Source organism: Actinomadura litoris (genome assembly GCF_009733595.1).
Taxonomy (GTDB): Bacteria; Actinomycetota; Actinomycetes; order Streptosporangiales; family Streptosporangiaceae; genus Spirillospora; species Spirillospora litoris.
Map to the genome: position 1 here is coordinate 343,026 of NZ_WOFH01000001.1, position 21,161 is coordinate 364,186.

19 protein-coding genes are annotated in these 21,161 nt (G+C 74.5%); 7 read left to right on the forward strand and 12 right to left on the reverse strand.

Annotated elements, in window-relative coordinates; all coding sequences use genetic code 11:
• The first annotated feature begins 77 nt into the window (after positions 1 to 77).
• Both GNZ18_RS01575 and GNZ18_RS01580 read left to right on the forward strand, forming a co-directional pair.
• Complete coding sequence (locus GNZ18_RS01575; RefSeq protein ID WP_173390598.1) at positions 78 to 1,049, forward strand: phosphotriesterase family protein; 972 nt, start codon at positions 78 to 80, stop codon at positions 1,047 to 1,049.
• Positions 1,046 to 2,104 (forward strand): phosphotriesterase family protein, encoded by a 1,059-nt coding sequence (locus GNZ18_RS01580; protein ID WP_156214258.1) that lies wholly within the window; start codon positions 1,046 to 1,048, stop codon positions 2,102 to 2,104. The genes GNZ18_RS01575 and GNZ18_RS01580 overlap by 4 nt, the downstream gene beginning before the upstream one ends.
• A gap of 6 nt (positions 2,105 to 2,110) precedes the next feature.
• Here the strand turns inward: GNZ18_RS01580 and GNZ18_RS40680 are convergent, their stop codons facing one another.
• Positions 2,111 to 2,257, reverse strand: a complete 147-nt coding sequence (locus tag GNZ18_RS40680) for a hypothetical protein (RefSeq protein WP_173390599.1) — start codon at positions 2,255 to 2,257, stop codon at positions 2,111 to 2,113.
• On the opposite strand from GNZ18_RS40680, the gene GNZ18_RS01585 reads away from it, so the two are divergent.
• The 4 genes from GNZ18_RS01585 to GNZ18_RS42965 all read left to right on the forward strand — a co-directional run bounded on the left by GNZ18_RS01585 (position 2,246) and on the right by GNZ18_RS42965 (position 6,036).
• Positions 2,246 to 3,040 carry an enoyl-CoA hydratase-related protein gene (locus GNZ18_RS01585; RefSeq protein WP_216651118.1) on the forward strand — a complete coding sequence of 265 codons (795 nt, stop codon included), beginning with the start codon at positions 2,246 to 2,248 and terminating at the stop codon, positions 3,038 to 3,040. The genes GNZ18_RS40680 and GNZ18_RS01585 overlap by 12 nt on opposite strands.
• 260 nt (positions 3,041 to 3,300) lie before the next feature.
• The gene (locus GNZ18_RS01590) at positions 3,301 to 4,632 is read left to right on the forward strand and encodes a YcaO-like family protein (protein ID WP_156214259.1); all 1,332 of its coding nucleotides are present in this window, start codon (positions 3,301 to 3,303) and stop codon (positions 4,630 to 4,632) included.
• The gene (locus GNZ18_RS01595; RefSeq protein WP_156214260.1) at positions 4,629 to 5,291 is read left to right on the forward strand and encodes a TfuA-like protein; all 663 of its coding nucleotides are present in this window, start codon (positions 4,629 to 4,631) and stop codon (positions 5,289 to 5,291) included. The genes GNZ18_RS01590 and GNZ18_RS01595 overlap by 4 nt, the downstream gene beginning before the upstream one ends.
• A 70-nt stretch (positions 5,292 to 5,361) precedes the next feature.
• Positions 5,362 to 6,036 (forward strand): response regulator transcription factor, encoded by a 675-nt coding sequence (locus tag GNZ18_RS42965; RefSeq protein ID WP_156214261.1) that lies wholly within the window; start codon positions 5,362 to 5,364, stop codon positions 6,034 to 6,036.
• 18 nt (positions 6,037 to 6,054) lie between these two features.
• On the opposite strand, the gene GNZ18_RS01605 is transcribed toward GNZ18_RS42965, so the two are convergent.
• The 8 genes from GNZ18_RS01605 to GNZ18_RS01640 all read right to left on the reverse strand — a co-directional run bounded on the left by GNZ18_RS01605 (position 6,055) and on the right by GNZ18_RS01640 (position 16,540).
• On the reverse strand, positions 6,055 to 6,387 hold the full coding sequence (locus GNZ18_RS01605) for a hypothetical protein (RefSeq protein WP_156214262.1): 333 nt from the start codon (positions 6,385 to 6,387) through the stop codon (positions 6,055 to 6,057).
• 22 nt (positions 6,388 to 6,409) lie between these two features.
• On the reverse strand, positions 6,410 to 8,317 hold the full coding sequence (locus tag GNZ18_RS01610) for a TOMM precursor leader peptide-binding protein (RefSeq protein WP_156214263.1): 1,908 nt from the start codon (positions 8,315 to 8,317) through the stop codon (positions 6,410 to 6,412).
• Positions 8,310 to 10,223, reverse strand: coding sequence for a hypothetical protein (locus GNZ18_RS01615; RefSeq protein ID WP_156214264.1), 1,914 nt, complete (start codon positions 10,221 to 10,223; stop codon positions 8,310 to 8,312). Before GNZ18_RS01615 ends, GNZ18_RS01610 begins: the two co-directional genes overlap by 8 nt.
• On the reverse strand, positions 10,220 to 11,596 hold the full coding sequence (locus GNZ18_RS01620; RefSeq protein WP_156214265.1) for a SagB/ThcOx family dehydrogenase: 1,377 nt from the start codon (positions 11,594 to 11,596) through the stop codon (positions 10,220 to 10,222). Before GNZ18_RS01620 ends, GNZ18_RS01615 begins: the two co-directional genes overlap by 4 nt.
• Complete coding sequence (locus GNZ18_RS01625) at positions 11,593 to 12,648, reverse strand: thiopeptide maturation pyridine synthase (RefSeq protein ID WP_156214266.1); 1,056 nt, start codon at positions 12,646 to 12,648, stop codon at positions 11,593 to 11,595. Before GNZ18_RS01625 ends, GNZ18_RS01620 begins: the two co-directional genes overlap by 4 nt.
• A 4-nt stretch (positions 12,649 to 12,652) precedes the next feature.
• Positions 12,653 to 13,651, reverse strand: a complete 999-nt coding sequence (locus tag GNZ18_RS01630) for a lantibiotic dehydratase C-terminal domain-containing protein (protein WP_156214267.1) — start codon at positions 13,649 to 13,651, stop codon at positions 12,653 to 12,655.
• A gap of 1 nt (position 13,652) precedes the next feature.
• A complete protein-coding gene (locus tag GNZ18_RS01635; RefSeq protein ID WP_156214268.1) occupies positions 13,653 to 16,304 on the reverse strand; it encodes a lantibiotic dehydratase in 2,652 nt (883 codons plus the stop codon).
• Positions 16,305 to 16,366: 62 nt separating this feature from the next.
• Entirely contained in the window at positions 16,367 to 16,540 is a 174-nt protein-coding gene (locus tag GNZ18_RS01640; protein ID WP_156214269.1) for a thiomuracin/GE37468 family thiazolyl RiPP peptide, read from the reverse strand.
• A gap of 257 nt (positions 16,541 to 16,797) precedes the next feature.
• Here GNZ18_RS01640 and GNZ18_RS01645 point away from each other — a divergent pair, with 257 nt between their 5' ends.
• Positions 16,798 to 17,970, forward strand: coding sequence for a JmjC domain-containing protein (locus tag GNZ18_RS01645; protein WP_156214270.1), 1,173 nt, complete (start codon positions 16,798 to 16,800; stop codon positions 17,968 to 17,970).
• Positions 17,971 to 17,972: 2 nt separating this feature from the next.
• On the opposite strand, the gene GNZ18_RS43505 is transcribed toward GNZ18_RS01645, so the two are convergent.
• The 3 genes from GNZ18_RS43505 to GNZ18_RS01660 are packed head-to-tail and all read right to left on the reverse strand — an operon-like array spanning position 17,973 to position 21,017.
• Entirely contained in the window at positions 17,973 to 18,644 is a 672-nt protein-coding gene (locus tag GNZ18_RS43505; protein ID WP_156214271.1) for a response regulator transcription factor, read from the reverse strand.
• Positions 18,629 to 19,846 carry a hypothetical protein gene (locus tag GNZ18_RS01655; protein ID WP_156214272.1) on the reverse strand — a complete coding sequence of 406 codons (1,218 nt, stop codon included), beginning with the start codon at positions 19,844 to 19,846 and terminating at the stop codon, positions 18,629 to 18,631. Before GNZ18_RS01655 ends, GNZ18_RS43505 begins: the two co-directional genes overlap by 16 nt.
• Positions 19,839 to 21,017 carry a sensor histidine kinase gene (locus GNZ18_RS01660; RefSeq protein ID WP_156214273.1) on the reverse strand — a complete coding sequence of 393 codons (1,179 nt, stop codon included), beginning with the start codon at positions 21,015 to 21,017 and terminating at the stop codon, positions 19,839 to 19,841. Before GNZ18_RS01660 ends, GNZ18_RS01655 begins: the two co-directional genes overlap by 8 nt.
• Positions 21,018 to 21,161: the final 144 nt, after the last annotated feature.

Consider the following 21,161-nt stretch of genomic DNA (forward strand, 5'->3'; position numbering starts at 1 on the left):
TGCTCACGCAGGCGGGACGCGGTTTCGGTGCCGCGTACGGCATGTTTCCTGGAGCGAGGAGAACCGGTGGAGTCTCGATGAGCGCGCCCGACACACCCGGCGCGGGGCGGGTCATGACCGTGACCGGACCGGTCGCACCGGACGCCCTCGGGCACACCGTCACCTCCGTCCACGTGGTGAGCGACCTGCCCGCCGGCGAGAACGGCGGGGACGTCGACGAGACCCCGGTCGGCCTCGGGCTGCTCGGCGCGCTCAGCCTGGGCGCCGCGAACCGCGACAACGCGCGGCTGACCGAGGAGGGCGCGGCCGCCGAGCTGGCCGACTTCGCCGCGCTCGGCGGCGGGACGGTCGTGGACGTGACCGGCGCCGGCCGCGGCCGCGACCCCCGGGCCCTCGCCCGGCTCGCCCGCGCCACCGGCGTGCACGTCGTCATGGGCGCCTCCGGCGGTGTCGCGGAGGAGATCGTCCGCGAGGTCGTGGACGGGGTGGACGGCGTCCGCGCGGGCGTGATCGGCAGGATCGGGATGCTCGACCCCGACCGCGCGGCGCACCGGGCCGTGGCGGCGACCGTCGGGGAGGCCGCGCGCGAGACGGGCGCGCCCGTGCTGCTGGACCGCGCCGCGACCTACGAGGCGACGCACCGCGTCCTCGACCTGCTCGACGGGGTGGACCCGGCGCGCGTGGCCGTGGGCGCCTGCGACGCGTTCGCCACCGACCACGAGGCCCTCGCCTCGCTGGCCGAGCGGGGCGTGTCCGTCCAGTTCGACCGGCTCGGGCGGCTCACGAACGTCTACACCGAGGTGGACGACCAGGACGTCGCCGCCGCCGTCCTCGCGCTGGCGGAGCGCGGCCACGCCGAGCGGGTGCTGCTGTCCCCCGGCGTGTCCCGCAAGATCGACCTGAAGGGCTTCGGCGGCGGCGGGTACGGGTTCGTCGTCCAGCAGTTCGTCCCCTTCCTGCGGTTCCAGGGCGCCGACGACGCGCTCGTGCACGCCCTGACCGAGGCGAACCCGGCGCGCTGGCTGACGATCACGGAGGAACGCCGATGACCATCCCCAACCTCGCCGGCCAGGTGCTCACGGTCGCGGGACCGGTCGACCCGTCGGCGCTCGGCCCGACGCTCATGCACGAGCACATCTTCCTCGACCTGCGCCGCCCGGCCCACGCGCTGCGTCCGGGCGAGGACTCCCCCGAGGCGCTGGAGCCGCTGACGCTGGCCAACCTGGCCCGGACGCGGCACGGCGGCGTCAACGCCGACAACGACGTCCTCGCCGACTTCGCGGAGATGCTCGCCGAGGTCGGGGAGTTCCGGCGCGCGGGCGGCGGCACGATCGTGGAGGTCACGAGCCTCGGGATCGGCCGCGACCCGGAGTCGCTGCTGAAGATGGCGCGGGCGAGCGACCTCAACATCGTGATGGGCGCGGGCTGGTACACCCCGACGTTCCAGCCGCTCGACATGGACGACCGGTCCGTCGAGGAGTTGGCCGAGGGCATCGTCCGCGACGTCGTCGAGGGCGCGGACGGCACCGGGATCCGGGCCGGGATCATCGGTGAGATCGGCGCCGAGACCGCGCCGCTGACGCCGAACGAGCTGAAGAGCGTCCGGGCGTCGGGCCGGGCGAGCCGGATCACCGGCGCGCCGATCTCCTTCCACGTCGGCGGGGTCGGCGAGGAGAAGTTCGCCGTCCTCGACATCCTGGACGAGGAGGGCGTCGACCCCGCGAACGTCGTCTTCGGCCACGCCGGGGACATGGCCGTCGACCTGGACTTCGCCCGGCGGATCCTCGCGCGGGGCGTGTTCATCGAGTTCGACTTCCTGACCTCGCCGGGCAGCCCGTGGGGGCATCTCGTGCTGATGAGCGACCACAAGGTCGCGCGCGGCATCGCGAACCTCGTCGCGGAGGGCTTCGCCGGGCAGATCGTGCTCGGCCACGACGTCTGCCAGAAGATCCAGCTCAAGCGGTACGGCGGGCAGGGCTACAGCTACATCCCCGACCACTTCCTGCCCGCGCTGCGGCGGCTCGGCGTCGGCGAGGACGCGCTGCACGCGATCATGGTGGAGAACCCCGCGCGCGCCCTGACGTTCACCGCGCCGGCCCCCTGACCGGGGTCAGGCGATCGCGCGCAGGCGGACGCCGAGCGCGCCCCGCGTGATCTCGCCCGCGGCGCGGGTGGCGAGCGTGCGGAGCGCTCGTCCGGGCGGGCCACCGGGGGACGCCGGGCGGGCGGTCCGTACGCTGGCACCGTGTCCGAGCAACGGATCTTCAGCCCCGGCGTCGACGCCGCCGCCGACGGCGACATCGGGTGGGTCACGGTGCGCAACCCGGCGCGGCGCAACGCGCTGTCGATCGCGATGATGGACGCGCTCGGCCGGGCCCTCGACCGCCTCGACGCCGACCCCGGGGTCAAGGTGATCGTCGTGCGGGGCGAGGGCACCGCCGCGTTCGCCGCCGGGGCCGACATCTCCGAGTTCGAGGCGGAGCGCTCCACGGCGGAGGCGCGCCGCCGCGCGGACGGCGCGATCACCGACCTGTTCGGCGTGCTCGACCGGCTCGCGACCCCGCTCATCGCCATGATCCACGGGCACTGCCTCGGCGCCGGGCTGGCGCTCGCGCTCGGCGCCGACATCCGGATCGCCGACGACCGGGGTCGGTTCGCGATCCCGGCGGGACGCCTCGGCCTCGCCTATCCCGTCCCGCTCGTCCACGCGCTGGTCCGGGCGGTGGGGCCGGGCCAGGCCGCCGAGATCCTGTTCACGGCGGCGCCGCTGGGGGCCGCCGAGGCGCTCCGGACGGGGCTGGTCAACCGCGTCGTCGCGCCCGGGGAGCTGGAGGAGGCCACCCGCGCGACGGCGGAGCGGATCGCGGCCAACGCGCCGCTGTCGGTGCGGGCGGCCAAGACGGCGATCAGGTCGGCGGCCGATCCGGCGCTGGCGGCGGCGGCCGAGCGGCTCGCCGAGGAGTGCGCGGAGTCCGGCGACGCCCGCGAGGGGCGGCGGGCGTTCATGGAGAAGCGCCCCCCGCGCTTCACCGGCCGCTGAACCCCCTCATCGGCGCCGGTGCGCCGATGACCCCCGAACGGCTGTCATGACAATTCCGTCAGCATGATCGAATAATGGAGGGGCCCGCCGAGGGGAGCGCGGGCCCGGCCGGTACGGGGGGTCGGGGCCGTTCCCAGGGTTCTCCGGTTCGGCGTTGGAGAGCACGGCGACGGGCATCGGACCGTCCCCCTGAGAAAGGGCCGTGACCCAATGTGCGAACGCTGCCGGACGTCTCTCCGAACGGTTCGACGGGCGGGCCGATGAGACTACGGGAACGCGTGCCCAAGATCGGGCCGACCCGCGAGGTCGTCGCCGCTAGGACCCTCGACAGGGTGACTCCGCTGCTCCGGACGGTCGGCGTGACACGTGTCGCCGACATCACCTGGCTGGACCGCGTCGGCATCCCCGTCTTCAACGCGATCGTGCCCCGCTCCCACGACCTCCTGTCGGTCTACAACGGCAAGGGGCGGACGCGGGACGACGCGCGAGCGTCGGCGATCATGGAGGCGGTGGAGCGGTTCGCCGCGTGGCAGCCGAGGACGCCGGACGTCGTCGCCTCCTGCGCCGAGCTGGAGGCCGCGGGACGTCCGGTGCTGAACCCGGCCGACCACAACCTGGCGCCGGGTCACGCCTACCGTCCGGACAGACCCATCTCCTGGGCCACGGGGTTCGACCTGCTCGGCGACGAGGAGGTCCTCGTGCCGCTGTGCCTCGCGGGCTACTACGTCGACTTCCACGAGCCGCAGCCCTTCTCCGTCAGCACGAGCAACGGGCTGGCGTCCGGGAACTCGCTGGAGGAGGCGATCTGCCACGCGCTGTGCGAGGTGATCGAGCGGGACGCGCTGACGCTGGCCGACCTCGTCAGCAACCGGCTCCGGCACATGGTGCGCGACAAGCTGGGCGACCGCGTCCCGCCCGGCGTCGAGGAGCGGCTGGAGGACCGGCACCCGAGCGTCGACCTGGACACGCTGCCGGAGTCGGCGGCCTGGTTCGCCGGGCGGATCGTGGACGCGGGGCTGCCGCTGGTCGTCCGCGACCTCACCTCCTCGCTCGGGATCGCCACCTTCGCGGCCGTCACGCACGAGAGCGTCGCCGAGACCTTCTCCCCCGGGCACTCCGGATACGGGACGCACCCGAACGCCGAGGTGGCGCTGGTGCGGGCGCTGACCGAGCTGGCGCAGAGCCGCGCGGTGGACATCCAGGGCATGCGCGAGGACATCACGCTGCCGCAGGAGCACAACGGCGAATGGGCCGAGCACGTGTCGCGCGGCGGGTCGGTGGACGGGTCGGTGTGGCCGTGGCGGGAGTCCGCCCGGCCGGTGCGCTTCGGCGACGTCCCCGACCATCCGAGCGACGACGTCGTCGCCGACATCGACCTGATGCTCGGCCGGTTGGAGCTCGACGGCCTGTACCGGGCCGTCGTCGTGGACCGGACGCCGCCGGGCTTCCCGGTGCACGTCGTCCGGGTGATCGTGCCGGGGCTGGAGTCCTGGGCGGTCGACCAGAGCAGGCTCGGCCGGCGGGCGGGCGCGTGCTGGGAGGCGGCGCTGAACGAGGCCCGCGGCCGCGGGCGGGAAGCGAGGACGGCATGACGCGCGCCGTGGTGTTCGCGGGGCCGAGCATCGACAGGGCCGCGATCGCGGAGCTGGCGCCGGTGGAGGTGCGCCCGCCGGTGAAGCGCGGCGACCTCGACGCGCTGCTCGCCGAGCCCGACCCGCCCGGCGTGGTCGGGATCGTGGACGGCCAGTTCCTGCACGGCCTGATGATCTCGCCCAAGGAGGTGCTGCGGGCCCTCGACCGGCACCCGCGCCCGGTGCGGGTGCTCGGGTCCTCCAGCATGGGCGCGCTGCGGGCCGCCGAGCTCTCGGAGGAGGGCATGGTCGGCGTCGGGCGGGTCTTCGAGCTGTACCGGTCGGGCGAGGTGGACGCCGACGACGAGGTCGCGATCACCTTCGACCCGGACACGCTGCGCCCGCTGTGCGAGCCGATGGTCAACATCCGGATCGCGGTCGCGGCGGCGCGGGACCAGGGGGTGGTCTCGGCGGAGGCCGCCGAGACCGTCCTCGCGGCGGCGAAGGATCTGTATTTTCCGGAACGCTCCTACGAACGGATCCTGCGGCTGCCCGCGGTGCGGGAGCGCGTCGGCGCGGACGAGCGGGACGCGCTGCGCGCCTTCCTCGACTCGCCCGCCGCGCCGGACGCCAAGCGGGAGGACGCGGTGGCGCTGCTGCGGCTCATGCACGGCCGATAGCGAGGGCCGACAGCGGGGGCCGGTGGCGACGACCGGTGGCGAGGCGGCTTCACACCAGGGGGATGTGCCAGTGTCGACTCAGCTCGCGGGCCCGGAAGCGCCCGCCCATTTCCTGCCCTGCCGGGCGATAGTGATCGAGATCGTGAGCACCACGCCGCTGCTGCGGCACGGCCTCGCCGAGCTGCTGCGGAAGGTCCCGGGGTTCCAGGTGCACGACGCCGACGCGCCGAGCCCGGAGCTCGGCGCGGGGACGCGGCCGTGCACCACGATCCTCATCACCGACGACGACGAGGACGCGCCGGACGCGCTGGTGGAGCCGATCCTGTCCGCCTCGCCCCGGTCGAAGGTGATCGTCCTGACCGACTCGGGCGACCACCTGTTCCTCGGCAAGGTGCTCACCTCGGGCGCGCACGCGTGCCTCGCCAAGCGCGTCCAGCTCGACGAGCTGGTCTCCACGATCATGACCGTGCACCGCGAGGACGGGCGGTTCGTCCTGTCGGCGCCCGTCGAGGCCGTGCGGCGGCTGCGGCCGGGGCCGGCCGGTCCCGGCGCGCTGACCAACCGGGAGACCGAGATCCTGCGGCTGGTCGCGGCGGGCATGCGGAACCGGCACATCTCCCGGCGGCTGTTCATCACCGAGGCGACCGTCAAGCGGCACCTCACCAACATCTACGGCAAGCTGGAGGTGACCTCCCGGGCCGAGGCGGTCCGGAAGGTCGTGGAGTCGGACCTGCTGCGCGACTAGCCGTCGGGCGGTCGGCCGTCAGGCGAAGGCGGCGCCCACGGACGCCAGCGCCGTGTGGACGCTGTGCCCTTCGGCGGCGGCCTCGACCTCGAAGACGCTCACCGACGTCGGCGGGTATCCGATCAGCTCGATCGCCCTGCTGACCTGGGCCGGGCCGCTCATGTGCTCGACGGTGTCCCACAGGTAGACGGCGCCCCAGACGCGGCGTTCGGGGTTGGCGAACCAGACCTTGAACCGCATGCCGGGGAGCTGCGAGTACGCCTCGACGGCGTAGTCCCTGAGGTAGGCGCGCAGGTCGTCGATGGAGACGTCCGACTCGGCCAGGTCCCAGACGACGAGCTGGAGGTACATCGCTTCGGCTCCTTGCGAGGGCTTACGGGAACGGGTGGGGGTGCGGGTTGGCATCGGACGGCTCCAGCGGCGCGTCCCGGTATCCGAGCCGGTGCGGCACGTCGCGCAGGCGCGGGATGCCCTCGACCCGGCGCTGGTCGTGGCCGAACGTCATCGGCAGCGTCCCGGGGATGATCACCTTGACGCAGGACAGGTCGAACGCGCGGTGCTCGGGCGTCGTCTGGTCGACGACGATCACGTCCAGGCCGGCGTCGAGGTAGCGGCGCGCCAGCTCCCGGAGGTCGTCGCCGAGGTCGGTGTGGCGGAGCGCGGCGGGACGCCGCATGTCCGCGAACCGGACCGTGCGCGGCGTGTCCACGAGGAAGTCGAGGCGGGAGAACGCCTCGCGCGTGCCGTAGAGGAGGGAGTGGTCGGCCATCTCCCTGACGCGGGAGGGGTCGTCCACCATCGCGCGGGCCCGGTCCCGCTCCGCCGGGTAGCGGCGGACGAGGTCGGACAGGATCGACCCCAGCTCGCTCAGCGCGTTCTCCACGGCCGACTCGGGATCGAGGTGCGATCCCGCCGCGCACACCGCCGCCGGACGGTCGTCCCGGGACGAGGGGTCGACGGCCATGACCCACGCGCAGGGGATGCCCTGTTCGAGCGTGGTGTCGAACGCCATGACGTCGTATCCGGTCTCCGCGCGGATCGCCTCCGCGATGAGCGGGACGGTGGGTCCGCGCGCCGAACCGAGGTCGATGCGCGGGACGGGCATGCGCGCGTACCAGGTCATCAGGAACGCGTCGCGCTCGGCGACCTCCAGGACGCCGTGCAGGATCGCCTCCTCACGGCACCCGCCGAGCGCGCACCCGTTGGAGATCTCGTAGACGAACCGGCCCTTCCCGGAAGCGTGCACGCGGTAGTAGGCGTAGGTCTCCGGCACGAGGATCGGCGCGTCCCGCCGGAACGAATATCCCCACACCCAGTCGTATCGGCGATCGGGGTCGAACGGCTCGTAGCCGGGCGGCTGCCGCTCGGGCGGGTAGAGACCCAGCTCCACCGGGTCCAACGCGCGGTCGCGGAGTTCGGTGTGGCTGCCGCGGACGGCGGTCCGCCTGCCGCCGGGGAACATGCCGCCGTGCCGCTCCAGCGCTTCGAGGATCGCGACGAGCTCGCTGCTCTCGTAGCTGCGGGTGCGGCCGTAGCCGCCCTCGGTCGCGCCGTCCCGCAGGCCCATCCACGCGGCGGCGATCACCGATCCGGCGTCGCTGTCGCGGGCCAGCAGCCGGATCAGCCCGCACTCGGCGTCCACGTACGTCGCGGCGAGCGCGTCCCGGTGCGCGGCCAGGTCCCGGACGCGGTAGCGGCCGGGCGCGAGCTTGCGCCTGGGCCGCGGCACGATCCGGGCCGCGTCCTCGGTGTCGTCGTCCAGGCCGCCGCACACCGGGCACATCGGGTCGGGCAGGAACGCGTGCCTGGTCACCTCCAGCGTCCGCAGGTCGAGGTAGAGCAGCGCGTCGGACGTCCGCGCGCGGCCCCGCGCCGACCGGTCGATCTCGTCGGCGACCAGCGCGGCGACGGTGTCGGCGGCGAGGCCGGTGAGCCACGCCGACGGCCTGCCGCCCAGCTCGTCCCGGTGGTCGGCGAGGACGGTGTCGTGCGCGCGGGAGTGCAGCCGGTTGGCGCGCCGCCGCTGCTCCGCGCAGTCGGCGCAGCCGGGTTCACCGGGGCGTTCGAACGGGCCGATCACCACGCGTCCCAGCTCGGCGCGGACCGGGATCCAGGGGATGTTCCGTTCCCGGCTCAGGGAGCGCGCCCGGGGATGGTCGGCGGTGCTCCAGGTGTCGGCCGCGCTGACGACCACCGAGGCGCCGCCTGGGCCGGTCACGCGCGTGTCGCGCGCGACGGCGTCCGCGAGCGTGCCCGCGCCGAGCAGCAGCACGTCAGGCATCGGCCATCACCACGTGGACCGTGTAGGGCATCACGGCGCTCACCTCCGGGTCGTGGTCGAGGGGGACGACGACGGGCTCGTGCCCGCGCGCGGCCAGCGCGGCCACGACCGTGTCGAGATCGCATCGGCCCGCCGGAGCCGGCCGGAGCGGGCCGTCCGCGGGCAGGGGCGGGACGGGCGGCGGGGCGTAATCGGGCTGCCCGTGCAGGCGCGACTGGTGGTCGAGGATCGCGGCGCCCAGGGCGTCGCGCAGCGCGCCCGCCATCGACAGGCCGCTCGCGCAGCCCCGCGCCGAGGCGCCGATCTGGCAGTGCACCGTCGGCGCCGGGAAGTCGCCGCCGAGCCGGTGGAGGGTGACGTCCTCGCCCAGCGCGTCCAAGATCGTCAGATAGCGCGAGGTGACCGGGTCGTGCGGGACGTCCGCCACGTCGACGCGCGGGGCGTCGCCGGGCGCCGCGTCGAGCGCCAGCCGCCGGACGCAGGCGAGGACGCCCGCCGTCACCGCGTCCCGCCGCGAGTACGCCGAGACGATCTCCGGCGGGACGGCGAACGGCACGTCCGCCGACCGCAGCGCGGGGAACGCCCTCGCCACCCGGACGAACCGCTCCCGCCCGCTCGCCGCCGCCCGCCCCGGCACGTACACCTCGCGCCAGGCGCCGTCGCGGAGCAGGGCGAGGGCGTGGAACGGGTCGTCCTCGCCGGGGAAGGCGGGCTCGCCGTCGGGGCCGGTGAGCCGGCGCGGGTCGATCATGAGCGAGCCGTAGGCGGAGAACGCGGCGAGCGCGGCGGCGAGGCGGGCGGCGGCGAAGCCGAGGCCGGCGCCGGTGGCGCGCGCCGGGCGGGCGCCGGGCCCGAGCAGCCCGACCGGGTCGGACACCTCCATCTCGCACACGTGCAGGGGAAGCTGGACGAAGTCGCGTTCCGTGGGCGGCCCGAAGACACCGACGTGGTCGTCGACGAGGCGGGCGGCCCGGCGGGAGAAGTCGTCCTCGTCCAGGCGGGCGTCGCCGCTCTCGGTCGGCGGCGGCGAGGTGGAGTCGAAGGGGTGCGGGACCACCGTGTGCGTCCGGCGGGCCAGCGTGCGCGGATCCAGCCGCGTGACGGTGCCCGGCTCCGGCCGTCCGACGCCGGTCAGCGACCGGAACACCTGGTGCATGAGCTGCGCGGAGGCGACCCGGCCCGGCACGCCGTCCCACGCGGCGGGTGCGGCGGGCCCGGGGCGGCGGGCCGCGCGGCGCAGCTCGATCGAGGTGGCGCCCGGCCCGTCGCCGACGCGCGGGCCCGTCGCGGCGCACCACAGCGAGCCGTCCAGGACGAGGCCCAGCACCAGGTCGGCGCCCGCCTCGGCGCAGGCCCGCTCCATCTCGGCGGCGGACGGCCCGCCGAGGTGCACGACGAGCCCGGCGCCCTCGACCGGCCCGCCCTCCACCACGCGGACGGACGCGATGCCCGACCGGCGCGCGGCGTCGGCCATGGCGGCGGCGGAACCTCCCGCGCCGACGATCAGGACCCGCTCGTCCTGGTAGGCCCGGAACGCCCGCTCGGCCCGTTCCCGCGTGTCGTGGAAGTAGCCGAGGAAGGAGACCTCGTCGCGCCGCCCGTTCACGGCGTCATCGGCGGGCTCCCCGTCCCGCTCCGGGACCTGTTTGATCGCCCCCCTGCGCACCAGCGCGGCCAGCAGCCCCCGCACCATCTCGCGCCGCTCGCCGGACAGGTTCTCCGTCAGCTCCGCCAGTGAATGGCGGCCGTTCAGATAGGGCGCCAGCCTGACCAGCAGAGGATGGACGGACGAGCCTCCGAAAATGACCGGCCCGTCGTGCGTCAGCATGTAGAGGCCGTCGCCGGAACGGGTGTAGTAGACGTCGGGACGCAGCAGCAGCGCCCCGGAATCCCGCGCCTCGCTCATGGCTTCTCCGTGTGGGTGGAGGCGGGACGGCTGCCGAGCATGAACTCACCGACGGCGCCCTCCTCGGTGAACCCGGTGCCGGTCACCGCGTTGAACGTCCGGGAGTCGCCGCCGCCGAGCCCGCACGGCGCCAGCCCCATGGCGGTCGCGACGAGGTACATCGTCTGGTAGAGCACGCCGACGTGCTTGAGGATCAGCGAGTACGGCATCTGCTCGTAGGCGCGCATCAGCCGGCCGAAGCGGGCGGTCACGACGATGAGCACCTGCGGGGCCGCGCGGACGAGCGTCCCCTGCCGCGCCGTGGCGAGCAGCCGGGCGGTCTCCGCGCCCGGCTCCCGGACGCGCCGCAGCACGTGGTCGTGGCCGTCGTAGTGGTAGGCGCCCGCGTCCAGCCCGGACGCCAGCCGCACGACCGGATACAGCTCCAACTCGTACGCGGACCCGCCCGACGGATAGGGCCGTCCGGTGAGATGCCCGCCGTTCTCGGATGAGACCGTACGGATCCGCGCGCACCGGTAGAGGAATTCGCCGAGTTCCTCCAGCGTGATCGGTGCGGCGTCGTCATGGACGCGCACCGACCGCCGATCCTCGACCACGGCGCTCAGCGTCGGATCGCCGTGCCGGAGTTCCGCCAGGTCGGGGCGGTAGAGCGGAATCGGCTCTCCCGGATAGGGCTCGCGCCGGAACGGCGGCTCCTCGTAGACGCCGTCCGCCCAGCGGGTCCGGCCGTAACCGCCCCCGAGACGGTCGCGGTCGCCCAGGCGGCTGCGCCGGTGGAACCACAGCTCGTGGACGCTCCATTGGCGGAGTCGCGCCTCGTCCTCGTCCTCGTCGCCGGTCACGGCCAACCCCGTCCGGAGCAGGTCGCGCTCCAACCGCCGCGCGGCGGGGCCGCCCGCCCCGACCCCGCCCACGACCCCGAACAGCGCGGGATCGTGCAGGTGGACGCGGCCCCACGACAGCGGGGACTCGACGACCAGGTGGCCGTCCTCCCGGTGGACGACCGCGAACCGCGACAGCACGGCCTTTCCGCCGGGCTCCGCGCGGGACTGCACGTTCGGGACCGCCTCGGGGCGGCCGGTGGGCTGCACCGCGTACAGCGGCACGCCGTCCCGCAGGACCTCGGTCGTCAGCCACCCGCCCTCCCGCAGCCTCCCGACGAGTTCGGCCTCACGGCCGTCCGCCGCGTCGGCGGCGCCGGTGACCAGGCGCTTCAGCAGTTCGCTTTTCCAGGGTTCGGCGGGGCCGAAGTCCTCGAAGCGGGAGCCGATCACGAGCCGGAGCCGCCCGTCGCGGGCGATCGCCCTGTAGACCCCGGCGACGAGCGCCAGCCGTTCGGTGAGCACACCCGGGGCCTCGGGCGAGCCGATCATCTCCGCACCTCCCCGACCGGGGTGCGGGCCAGTTCCGCGACCGAGACGCCGAGCGCGTCCTCGACCGCGCGGGCCGCCATGTCGCAGAGCAGGAACCGTTCGACGGGCTTCACGCCGAGCCGGGTCAGGTGGAGATAGGTGCAGTTCAGCATCAGCTTGTAGCCGAGGAACCAGTCGGCCGCCTTGACCTGCTCGTTCCACACGTCGCTGCCGAACAGCTCGCGGTGGAAGGGGCTGACCCTGGTCAGGTCGGTGATGCCCAGGGAGTCGGCGCCGGGCGGCGGTCCGTCGTCGGAGAGCAGGCCGTCCGCGACGGCGCGGTCGCGCAACGGCAGAAGGGTGTCGACCCATTCGCGGACGTGCGGGACGTGCCCGCCCCCGCCGTCGAGCGCGGAGGCCACCGCCCGCACGCGGCCGGTCAGCGCCGCCGCGTTCCGCCGGTAGTGCTCGTCCCACCCGGACGAGAGCCCCCGCCCCTCGGGAAAGCCGTGCAGGAACGCGTCGGAATGCGAGCGGTAGGAGATCGCCCCGCGCGCGAGCCCGACGCCCGACAGCGTGTGCGCGGTCGCGACCATCAGGTCGAACGCGGCCGCGAGCCGCTGCCGTCCGGCCGCGACGGCCTCGGTCATCGCGAAGGCCAGGCCGCTCGTGCCGGAGTAGAAGTCGGCCTTCAGCGCGTCGATGTCGAAGGTGCCGGTGAACCGGATCGTGTTGTCCCATCGCCAGGGCAGCAGGTCCTCGGTCTCCGACTCCAGCTCGGCCAGCCGCCGGTGCATCGGAAGGTGCTCCTCCGGCACGAGCCGCCGCGTGGACGGGCATTCCAGCAAGAACCCGCCCACCGACTCGGTGACGGCGGGTCGCACGACGGTCTCCAGCGCGTCCCGCTCGCACCGGACGCAGATCCGCACGTGCGGTCCGTGAATCCAGTGCCGGAGGAAGAACGCGGCCTCGACATCTCCCGCGAAACGCTGGAACGCGGGCCTGATCCCGTCGAGGATCAGCGCCTCCTTGTCGTCGGCGTAGTAGTAGATCCGGAAGCCGTACCACCGCATCGCCTCAGCTCCCCTTCTCGGTGATGGACTCCAGCGCCGCGACGGCGAGCCGCCGCAGCCCGATCTCCGCCGGGAGGTCGACGGCCAGCCGGTTGCAGACCAGGTGCGCGCAGATGTCGACGACGGTCAGCACGGACAGGTCGGCGACGACGCGTCCCGGCCCCTCCCACCCCGACGGGGGCGGGCGGAGCGCGCCGCGGTCCAGCTCCTCCTGGAGCGCGCCGCGCAGCGTCCGCACCGACCGCAGCCACTCGACCAGCAGCCCCTTCCCCGGGTGACCGGGATCGAGGGTCGTCAGCGCCCGCATCCGGCGCGCGACCGCGACACCCTTGTCCAGCCGCTCGGCGTCCGGCTCCGGCGGCGGAGCGAGCGGAGCCGCCGGGTCCTCGCGGCGCGGCGCCGAGCTGATCCACCCCACCAGCCGCGCGGGATCGGGCTCGCAGGTCAGCCAGGCGAGCAGCAGCATCGCGAACGCGGCCGTGGAGCGCTCCCCGGCCGAGGCGCCCGACACGAGCAGCCGCATCGCCAGCTCGCTCGAATCGGTGAAATGCCGCTCGACGGCCTCGATGGCCGCGCCGTACCCGTAGCGGTCGTGCTCCCGCCGGTACGGGACGGGGACGACGGTGTCATTCGGCTGAAGGGTCGCGAATCCCGGCTCGACCTCCTCCCAGGAGGCGAGCATCTCGGCCGTCCGCGCGTATTCGTCCTCGCCCATCGACGGCTCGGACGGGTGGTCGCGCAGATACGCGCCGACGTGCTTGGTGAAAGCCTGCTCGATCTCCTCCGGCGGCGTTCCCGCCGAGGGCAGCGCACGCAGCCGGACGTGCGGCCCGCCGTCCCAGTAGCGCAGGAAGAACCACCCGGCGATCCGGCCGCCGTCGGTCAACTCCCGGGCCAGCGGCGCGACCGCCTCCCTCAGCAGCCGGTCCTGGTCGCCCTGGTGGAAGGCGTGCAGGCTGACCCAGCCGTGCTCGCTTCCGTGCTCGCTTGCGTGCTCGCTCATCTCACGCCACCCCGCCGGAGATCTCGACCAGGAACTCCGACACGAAGCCCCCGGCCGCACCGGCCGCGGTCGGCTCCGGCAGCGCCTCCTCGAACACGATCACCGGTCCCGGCGTCTTCAGCATCCGTTCGAAGACGGCGACGAGATGCCAGATGGCGAAGTCGATGTAGACGGGCTTCCGCGATTTGTCGAGCACCCATTTTCCCCAGTTGTTGTCTTCGGCGTCGTCCTGCCAGAGGCCGTCCGCCCACATGCGCACATAGCAGCGGCCGGGAATCCCGTTCGCGCGCAGCCAGCCGACCAGCCTCACCAGGTGATCGGCGTCGGACTCGGCCTTGCGGCGCGCCGGGACGAGGCCGGTCGGGACGCTCCACCGCGCCCGCCGCAGCACGACCCGTCCCGCCTCCACGCGGGGCGCGGCGACGATCGAGGTCGGCGGCTCCCAGTCGGGCGCCAGCGGGGAGAAGCTCGGATGCAGGTAGTAACTCGCCCCGAAAGCCCAGGTCAGGAAGCGCGCGACGGGCGGCAGCAGGACGTCGGCCATCATCCCGAGGTGCAGCGGGACGACCCGCTCCCCCAGCCGCCGCGACACGAGGTCCGCCAGCCCGGTGCGCGGGTCGTGCACCATGTCCAGGTCGCCCAGGGGCAGCCGCTCGGACGCGGGCCGCGCGGAGACGGTGTGCGGATAGTCGATCTCGTATGCGGTCCCGGGGGCGCGGGCGTTCAGCGCGGACGCGAACGTCCCGCCCAGTTCCGCGAACACCGTGCCGGGCGGCGCGTCGAAGGGGCGCTCCGGCGGAACCGCGCCGCCCGCGAATCCGGTGAGCCGCCGGATGCGGCTGCGCCCGCGCCCGTACCCGGCGTGCGCGACGTTCAGCGTGATCAGGTCTCCGGCCCTCTGCACGTAGCAGCCCATCGAGACCGGCGCGCCGATCCACTCCGGGGAGCGCGCGGCGAGGGCGCGCAGCCGCGCGACCGGGGCGCGGACGACGCCGTCCGCGTCGGCGGGGACGAGCACCGCGCGGCGCGCCGCGTCGCGGATCCGGCCCAGCTCGCGCAGCCGCTCCAGCGGACTGCCCGCGAGCGCCGCGTCCCCCGCCATCGGCGACGCGCGCAGGAACCGCACCAGTTCCCGCGCCGCGCCGGGCGCTCCGTCACCCCGGTTCATCTCCTCGTGGACGGCGCGGAACAGCTCCAGGAACGGCACCCGCGCGCCCGCGCCGAACCGCTCCCCGCAGAACGCGCCGAGCGCGAGCCGCAGCGGCAGCGCCGGGTCGAAGACCGCCAGCCAGTGCCGGACGGCGTCCAGGTCGTCCAGCAGGGGCCGCCAGCCCTCCACCGAGCATTCGGCGGGCACGTCGCCGAAGACCGCGTTCTCATGGAAGACCGACTTGCTGAGCCCGGTGACCGGGAACGGCAGCCCGAGCCGCTCGACCAGCGCGGACGCCGCGTCCCGCAGCCGGTCCTGGCGGGCGCGGTGGCCCTCGACGTCCTCGACCGGGACGGGCGGCACCACCTCGCGGCGCAGCCGTTCGAGCAGCGGGACGACGTCGGCCGTCTCCTCGCCGCCGCGCGCCGCCCACGCCGACAGCTCGCGCAGCGGGTCGGCGGCCTGGTCGGCGACCGGCGGGTCGAGGATCAGCAGCCCGGCCTCCACCAGCGCGGCGAGGAACCCCTCCACCCGCTCGCGGTTCCGCCCGCCGGGGGCCAGCACGTCCGCCAGAGCGGCGAGCGTGCCGGGCGGCCCGGCCGCGAGGAGCCGCAGGCACGCGCGGACGGCGGGCGTCTCCGGCAGCGTCACGATCGGCTCGCGCGGCGGCGGGCCGGGGAAGGAGACCCGGCCGTCCGCGACGACCGCGCCCGGGTTGGCGCGCACGGTGAGCGTGGCGCGCAGCGCGGGCACCTCGCACAGCGCGCGGACGATGCTCCGCAACAGGAACCCGTCCAGCTCGACGACCCCGTGGACGGGCTGCTCGGCGAACTCCTCCCGCTCGCCCCACACCGCGAGGCCGCTGATCGTGAAGGTGCTGTAGGGGCTGGTCTTGGCCGCCGCCCGCGCGACGTACTTCACGAGCCGCGCCATCGTCTGCGGGCGCGGGCGCCTCCTCGGATCGTCCAGCCACTTGGCCAGCTCCCCGTACAGGGCCGGGCTGGCCTGCGACAGCGCGCGGCGCAGGCACGGGTCGGAGGCGACGCCGCGCAGCACCTGCTCCCGCTCGGCGACCTCGGCGGCGAGGACACCGGGCAGCCGCGCGGCGAGCCGGTCGGCCTCGTCGAACCGCGCCAGCCACTCCCGGACGCGGCGCGCCGCCTCCGGCCCGAGCGCGCCCTCGACCTCCGCGTTCCACTCCTCCGGCCGCGGCCGCCGCGACCGGAACACCGCCCGGCGCAGCCCGACCAGCCGGGGCTTCGGGCCGCCGTCCCCCACCGCGCCGATCTCGGCGAACAGGACGTCCGACAGCGCCGCGCCCTCGGCCGCCAGCCACGCGCGCAGCCGCGCCAGCTCGCGGGCGCACCGGTGGGCCTTCTCCGTGCGCAGCACGTCCAGGGCGGCGGCGGGCAGCCCCGCGCGCCGCAGCACCAGGGGCGCGTCGGCCCGCGCGCCGCCGTCGAGGGTGATCCCGCCGGATACCGTGCCGAGGTTCTCGCTCATGGCCCCTCCTGCCCGAGGCCGTGCCGCCGGCGCGAGGCCGGCGGCACGGCGGTGAAGGTTCGTCAGCTGCAGCAGCTGCACGTGGCGCTGCACGAGCAGAAGGGCAGCGAGGCCCCGTGCTCGGGCATGCCGTGACCGGCCGTCAGCGACTCGATGGTGAGCCCGCTCTCGGCGAGGTCGAACACGTCCATCGGTACGTCCTGGAGATCGAAATCGAGCTCCTCAGGAGCGTTCATGGGATTCTCCTTTCTTTCGTCTTCGTGGGCTGGAAGACCTTCCGGGACGAAACGTAAACGGCGGAGAGGCGCCGCCGACAGTGGCGGTGCGGAATTGCGGAACAACTCCGACGAAGGTGAAAGGCCGGCTACGACCACCGCGTACACCCGGGGTCGTAGCCGACTGCGCCCCGGTCGCGTGCCCCTTGCGGGAAAATGGCGGGGAAGAACATCATGGCGGCGATGAAGATTCGCGACGACGCCCGCGGAGGCGGACAATGAAAAGCGCACTCGGCCGCCTCTCCTCCCAGCCCGACGGCTTCGCCGAGCGGTGGCCCGACGAGCCGCGGGTGCACCACGGCGACCCGGCGGAGGCGGCGCGGCTGCTGAGCGTCGGCGACCTCGACCGGGTCATCGCCGACCAGGGCCTGCCCGCCTCCTCGGTCACGATGGCCAAGGACAACGTCATGGCGAGGCCCGGCAGCCTCACCGCGCCCGAGCTGGCCGCCTTCCCCGGCACCGCCGGGGCCGTGGACGCGCGCCGCGTCGGCGAGCGGCTCCGCTCGGGGCACACGCTGCTGGTGATGGGCCTGCACCGCACCTGGCGCCCGCTGAGCGAGTTCTGCCGGCTGCTGACCGCCGAACTCGGCCACCCCCTGTACGCGCACGCCTTCCTCACACCGCCGGGCAACCAGGGCTTCGCCCACCACTGGGACACCGAGGCCGTCTTCATCCTCCAGACCACCGGCCACAAGACCTGGGAACTGCACGAGCCGGTGCTGGCCGACCCGCTTCCCCGGCACCGCTGGGGGCGGACTCCCGTCCCGCCGGAAGAGCGGGAGCGGTTCGAGAAGGGCGAGCCCTTCCTGCGCGTCCGGCTCGCGCCCGGTGACGCGCTGTGGATTCCGCGCGGCTGGGTCCACAACGGCTACGCCGAGGACGACACGAGCCTCCACATCAGCCTCGGAATCCTCCAGCTCACCCGGCACTGGGTCATCGAGAGACTGCTCGACCTGGCCGCGGGCGACCCGCGGTTCCGGGCCGCGCTGCCGCCGGCGCTGAACGAGCGCGGCATCGACGAGGCGGCCGCCGAGGCCGCGCGGTGCTTCGCCGCGTGGCTGTCCGACCTCGACCTCGACCGCGCCGCCCCGGCGCTGCGCGCCGAGCAGTTGCGCGCCCAGGGCGGCCCGCGCAGGGCGTCGGTGACGGCGGCCGTGCGCGCACCCGGGGAGGGGGGCGCGGTCGCCGCCGTGCCCGGCGCGGTGCTCGCGACGGGCAAGGGCGACGGCGGCCTCGTCCTGCACCTCGGCGACCACGACGTCCAGGTCCCGGACGCGTTCGCGGGGACGGTCGAGGCGCTGCTCGGCGGCGCGCGCCTGGAGCCCGGCGAGCTGCCCGCGCCGCTCGTCGGGGAGCTGCTCAGGGAGGGCGTCGTCGCGCCCGCCGGGTGACGCTACTCGCGCAGGATGCCGTCGCGGCGCGCCTCCCGGTAGAGGTCGACCCGCGTCGGCGCCTCGCGTCCGGCCCTGGCGTACTTCTCTCTGGCCCGCTCCAGGTACTGCTTCACGGTATGCTCGCTGATCCCCATCTGGCGCGCGACCCCGGCGCGGGTGAGGCCGCCCAGCCACAGCCGCATCGTCCGCAGCTCCTGGTCGGAGAACCTCGGCTGCGCGAGCCCCGACGCGAGCCCCGACCCGAGCTCGGACGCGCCGAGCATCGCGGCGGCCTGCGTCGGCGAGGTGTAGGACTCGCCCGCCGCCACCGCGAGGATCGCCTCGATGAGGTGCCGCCGCCCCTCGCTGGTCTCCTTGGTGATGTAGGCGCGGGCGCCCGCCAGCTCCGCCCGGTAGATGATCTCGGGCTCGGAGTGCTGGGAGAACACCACGATCCGGCGCCCGCGCGCGGCCAGCTCCGCGATCTGGTCGAGCACCAGAGCGCCGTCGATGCGCAGGTCGATGACCAGCACGTCGGCCTTCGCGGCCGGTCCGCAGTCGACGTCGTCCAGGTGGGTCGCGGTGTAGATGATCTCGACGCGGCGGAGCGGGTCCTCGGAGATCCAGGTCTGGATCCCGGAGAGCACCACGTCCTGGTCGTCGATGACGGCGATGGTCACGTCCGGTGCCACGAAACCTCCACCCACAGCAGTTCTCCGTCGTGGTCGCTGGTGACGGTGACGTCGCCCCGCACCTCGAACCGGGGGACCGCCGCGTCGGTGCCCGCCAGCACCGACACGCTGACCCGGTCGGCGCCCTCGGGGACGATGGTGACGCGGGCGTGGCCGCGCGCCTTCGCCAGCACGGCCAGCGGGACCTCGGCGATCGCGGACGCCGTCCGCTCGTCGATCCCCATCCCGGTCAGCTCGCCCACCCGGACGACGTCGACGACCACCCCCCGCCGCATGACCTCGTCGATCCCCGGACGCAGCGCCTGGAGCAGCGGGTCGGGGATGTCCTCGTGCTCGGCGAGAAGCTGCCGCAGCATCGCCTCGGCGGTCGCGCACCGGCCCCGCACGGCGGGCTCGGCCGGATCGACCACGCCGGCGGCGAGGTCGCGCAGAATGGGCGCGATCAGCCGCCGCACCTCCTGGTAGCGGTCCTGGCGCGCCCGCGCGACCTCGTTGATCACGGCCTCGCGGCTCGCCATCCGCCAGCGCGCCGCCGCCGCGGTCGCCGCCATGCCGCCGCTGTAGCGGAACACCCGCGCCCCGGCGATCATCGCGAGCTGGATGCTCCCCGAGGCGTACAGCAGCGTCACGAACCCGGCGACGCTGTGCCGGTCGCAGGTGCCGGTGGCCAGCAGCACGGCGAGGACGGTCCCGCCGTTGGCCGCCTGGAACGCCACGATCCTGCTCACCGGCCGGTGCAGCAGGAGCAGCACGCCGATCAGCCCGGTCGTCGCCCACCCCCAGTTCACCTTCAGCAGCTGGGCGCCGGGGCAGTTGACCGCCATCGCCAGGCCGCTGACGAGGGCGACCGCGACCATCGGGCCGATGACGGCCGGGCCGTCCTTGCCGCGCAGCAGCGCGACCGCGCCGACGACGATGACCAGCAGTTGCAGCCCCCACACCGCCACGCCCACCGCCGGGGAGCGGTACTCGCCGAGGTAGACCAGCAGCGCGGCGCCCGCCGCCCCCAGATGCCACAGCGCGACCGTGATGACGGTCGCCACGTCGAACGCGCGGTGGAAGCCGGCCGCGAACGGGGCCGCCGCCACGGTGTCGCCGCCCGCCGAGCCGTGGTCGGCGGCGTCCGCGCCGTGGTCGCCGCCGTTCGCGCCGTTGACCGCGCCGTTGGCCGCGAGTCGGGCGAATATCGCCATCTCAGCCATGGGGCCACCGCAACGTGACGACGGTTCCCTCGCCCGGACGGGAATCCACCAGGCCCGTACCGCCCACCATCAGCATGCGCTCCCGGATCGACCCCCGGATGCCGTGCCGCCCGCCCGGGACGAGCGACGGGTCGAACCCGCGCCCCCGGTCGGCGACCGTGACCGTCATGACCCCGCCCGCCCGCACCTCGGCGCGCACCTCGGCCCGCGCGACGCCGGAATGGCAGGCGACGTTGCGCAGCGCCTCCCGCGCCGCGCCGGTGAGCGCCACCGCGACCGGCTCGGGCACCATGAGCGGCACGCCGCCGGTGGTGATGTCCGCCGCGACGAGCGAGGCCATCTCCACCGCCAGTCCCTCCAGCCGCTCGCCGAGGTCGACCGGCGGCGGCTCGCCGGTCAAGGGGGATACCGAGAACTCCTCCAGGACGTCCAGCGCGGCCTGCGCGTTGCGTGACAGCACCGGCGATCCGCCCTGGACGGCGCCCGAGGCGACCATGACCAGCGTGGCGAGCACCGAGTCGTGCATCTCCGAGCGGTGGTGGCGCTCGTCGGCCCGGCGCGCCGCCTCGACCATCGCCTGCCGCCGCTCCCGGTCGCGCTCGGCGACGATCGCGTCGGCCCGTCCGCCGCCCCGGCGCAGCAGCCACATCAGCGCGTTGACCACGACGGTCTGCACGAACAGGATCCGGACCTGGCTCGTCTCCGCCGGGACGCCGGTCATGTACGCGGCGGTGACGGCCACCGCCATCGCCAGCCCCGCGGGCTGCGACAGCGCGAGTTGCGCCACGTAGATCGAGGTGCTGGCCAGCATGATCGCCCAGGTGGTCTCGTCGACCACCGCGTCCACGGCCACGAGCCTGTCCTGGACGAGCAGCACCAGCGACACCGCGAACGTGTCGGCGGCCACCAGCCCGAACGTCAGCCCCCGCCCGACGGCCCGCGCGGCGAAGAACACCGCCCACGCCGCCAGCCCGCCGAGCACCCACGCCTGCCAGACGCGCGATACCCCGGCGCCCTCGCCGATCACCGCCGCGATGATCGCCGCGAGCACCCCGCCGCAGCGCAGCGAGATCGTGAACCGCAGCACCGTGCGCGTCAGCGCGTAGTCCGACGGCCCCGGCCTCGCCCTCGGCCGTTCACCGGCACCCGGCCCGACACGCCATGTAACCATCAGCCACGTCCGAACGATCGTCCTGATACCTACGCAGTAGGCCCACGGGGGGCATACGCAGTATGCCTCCTCGATGCGCGGTCTACGCGTCGATCATCGAACAAATGGCCACAATTGGCACCCGAGGTCCCGGTGATAAACCCC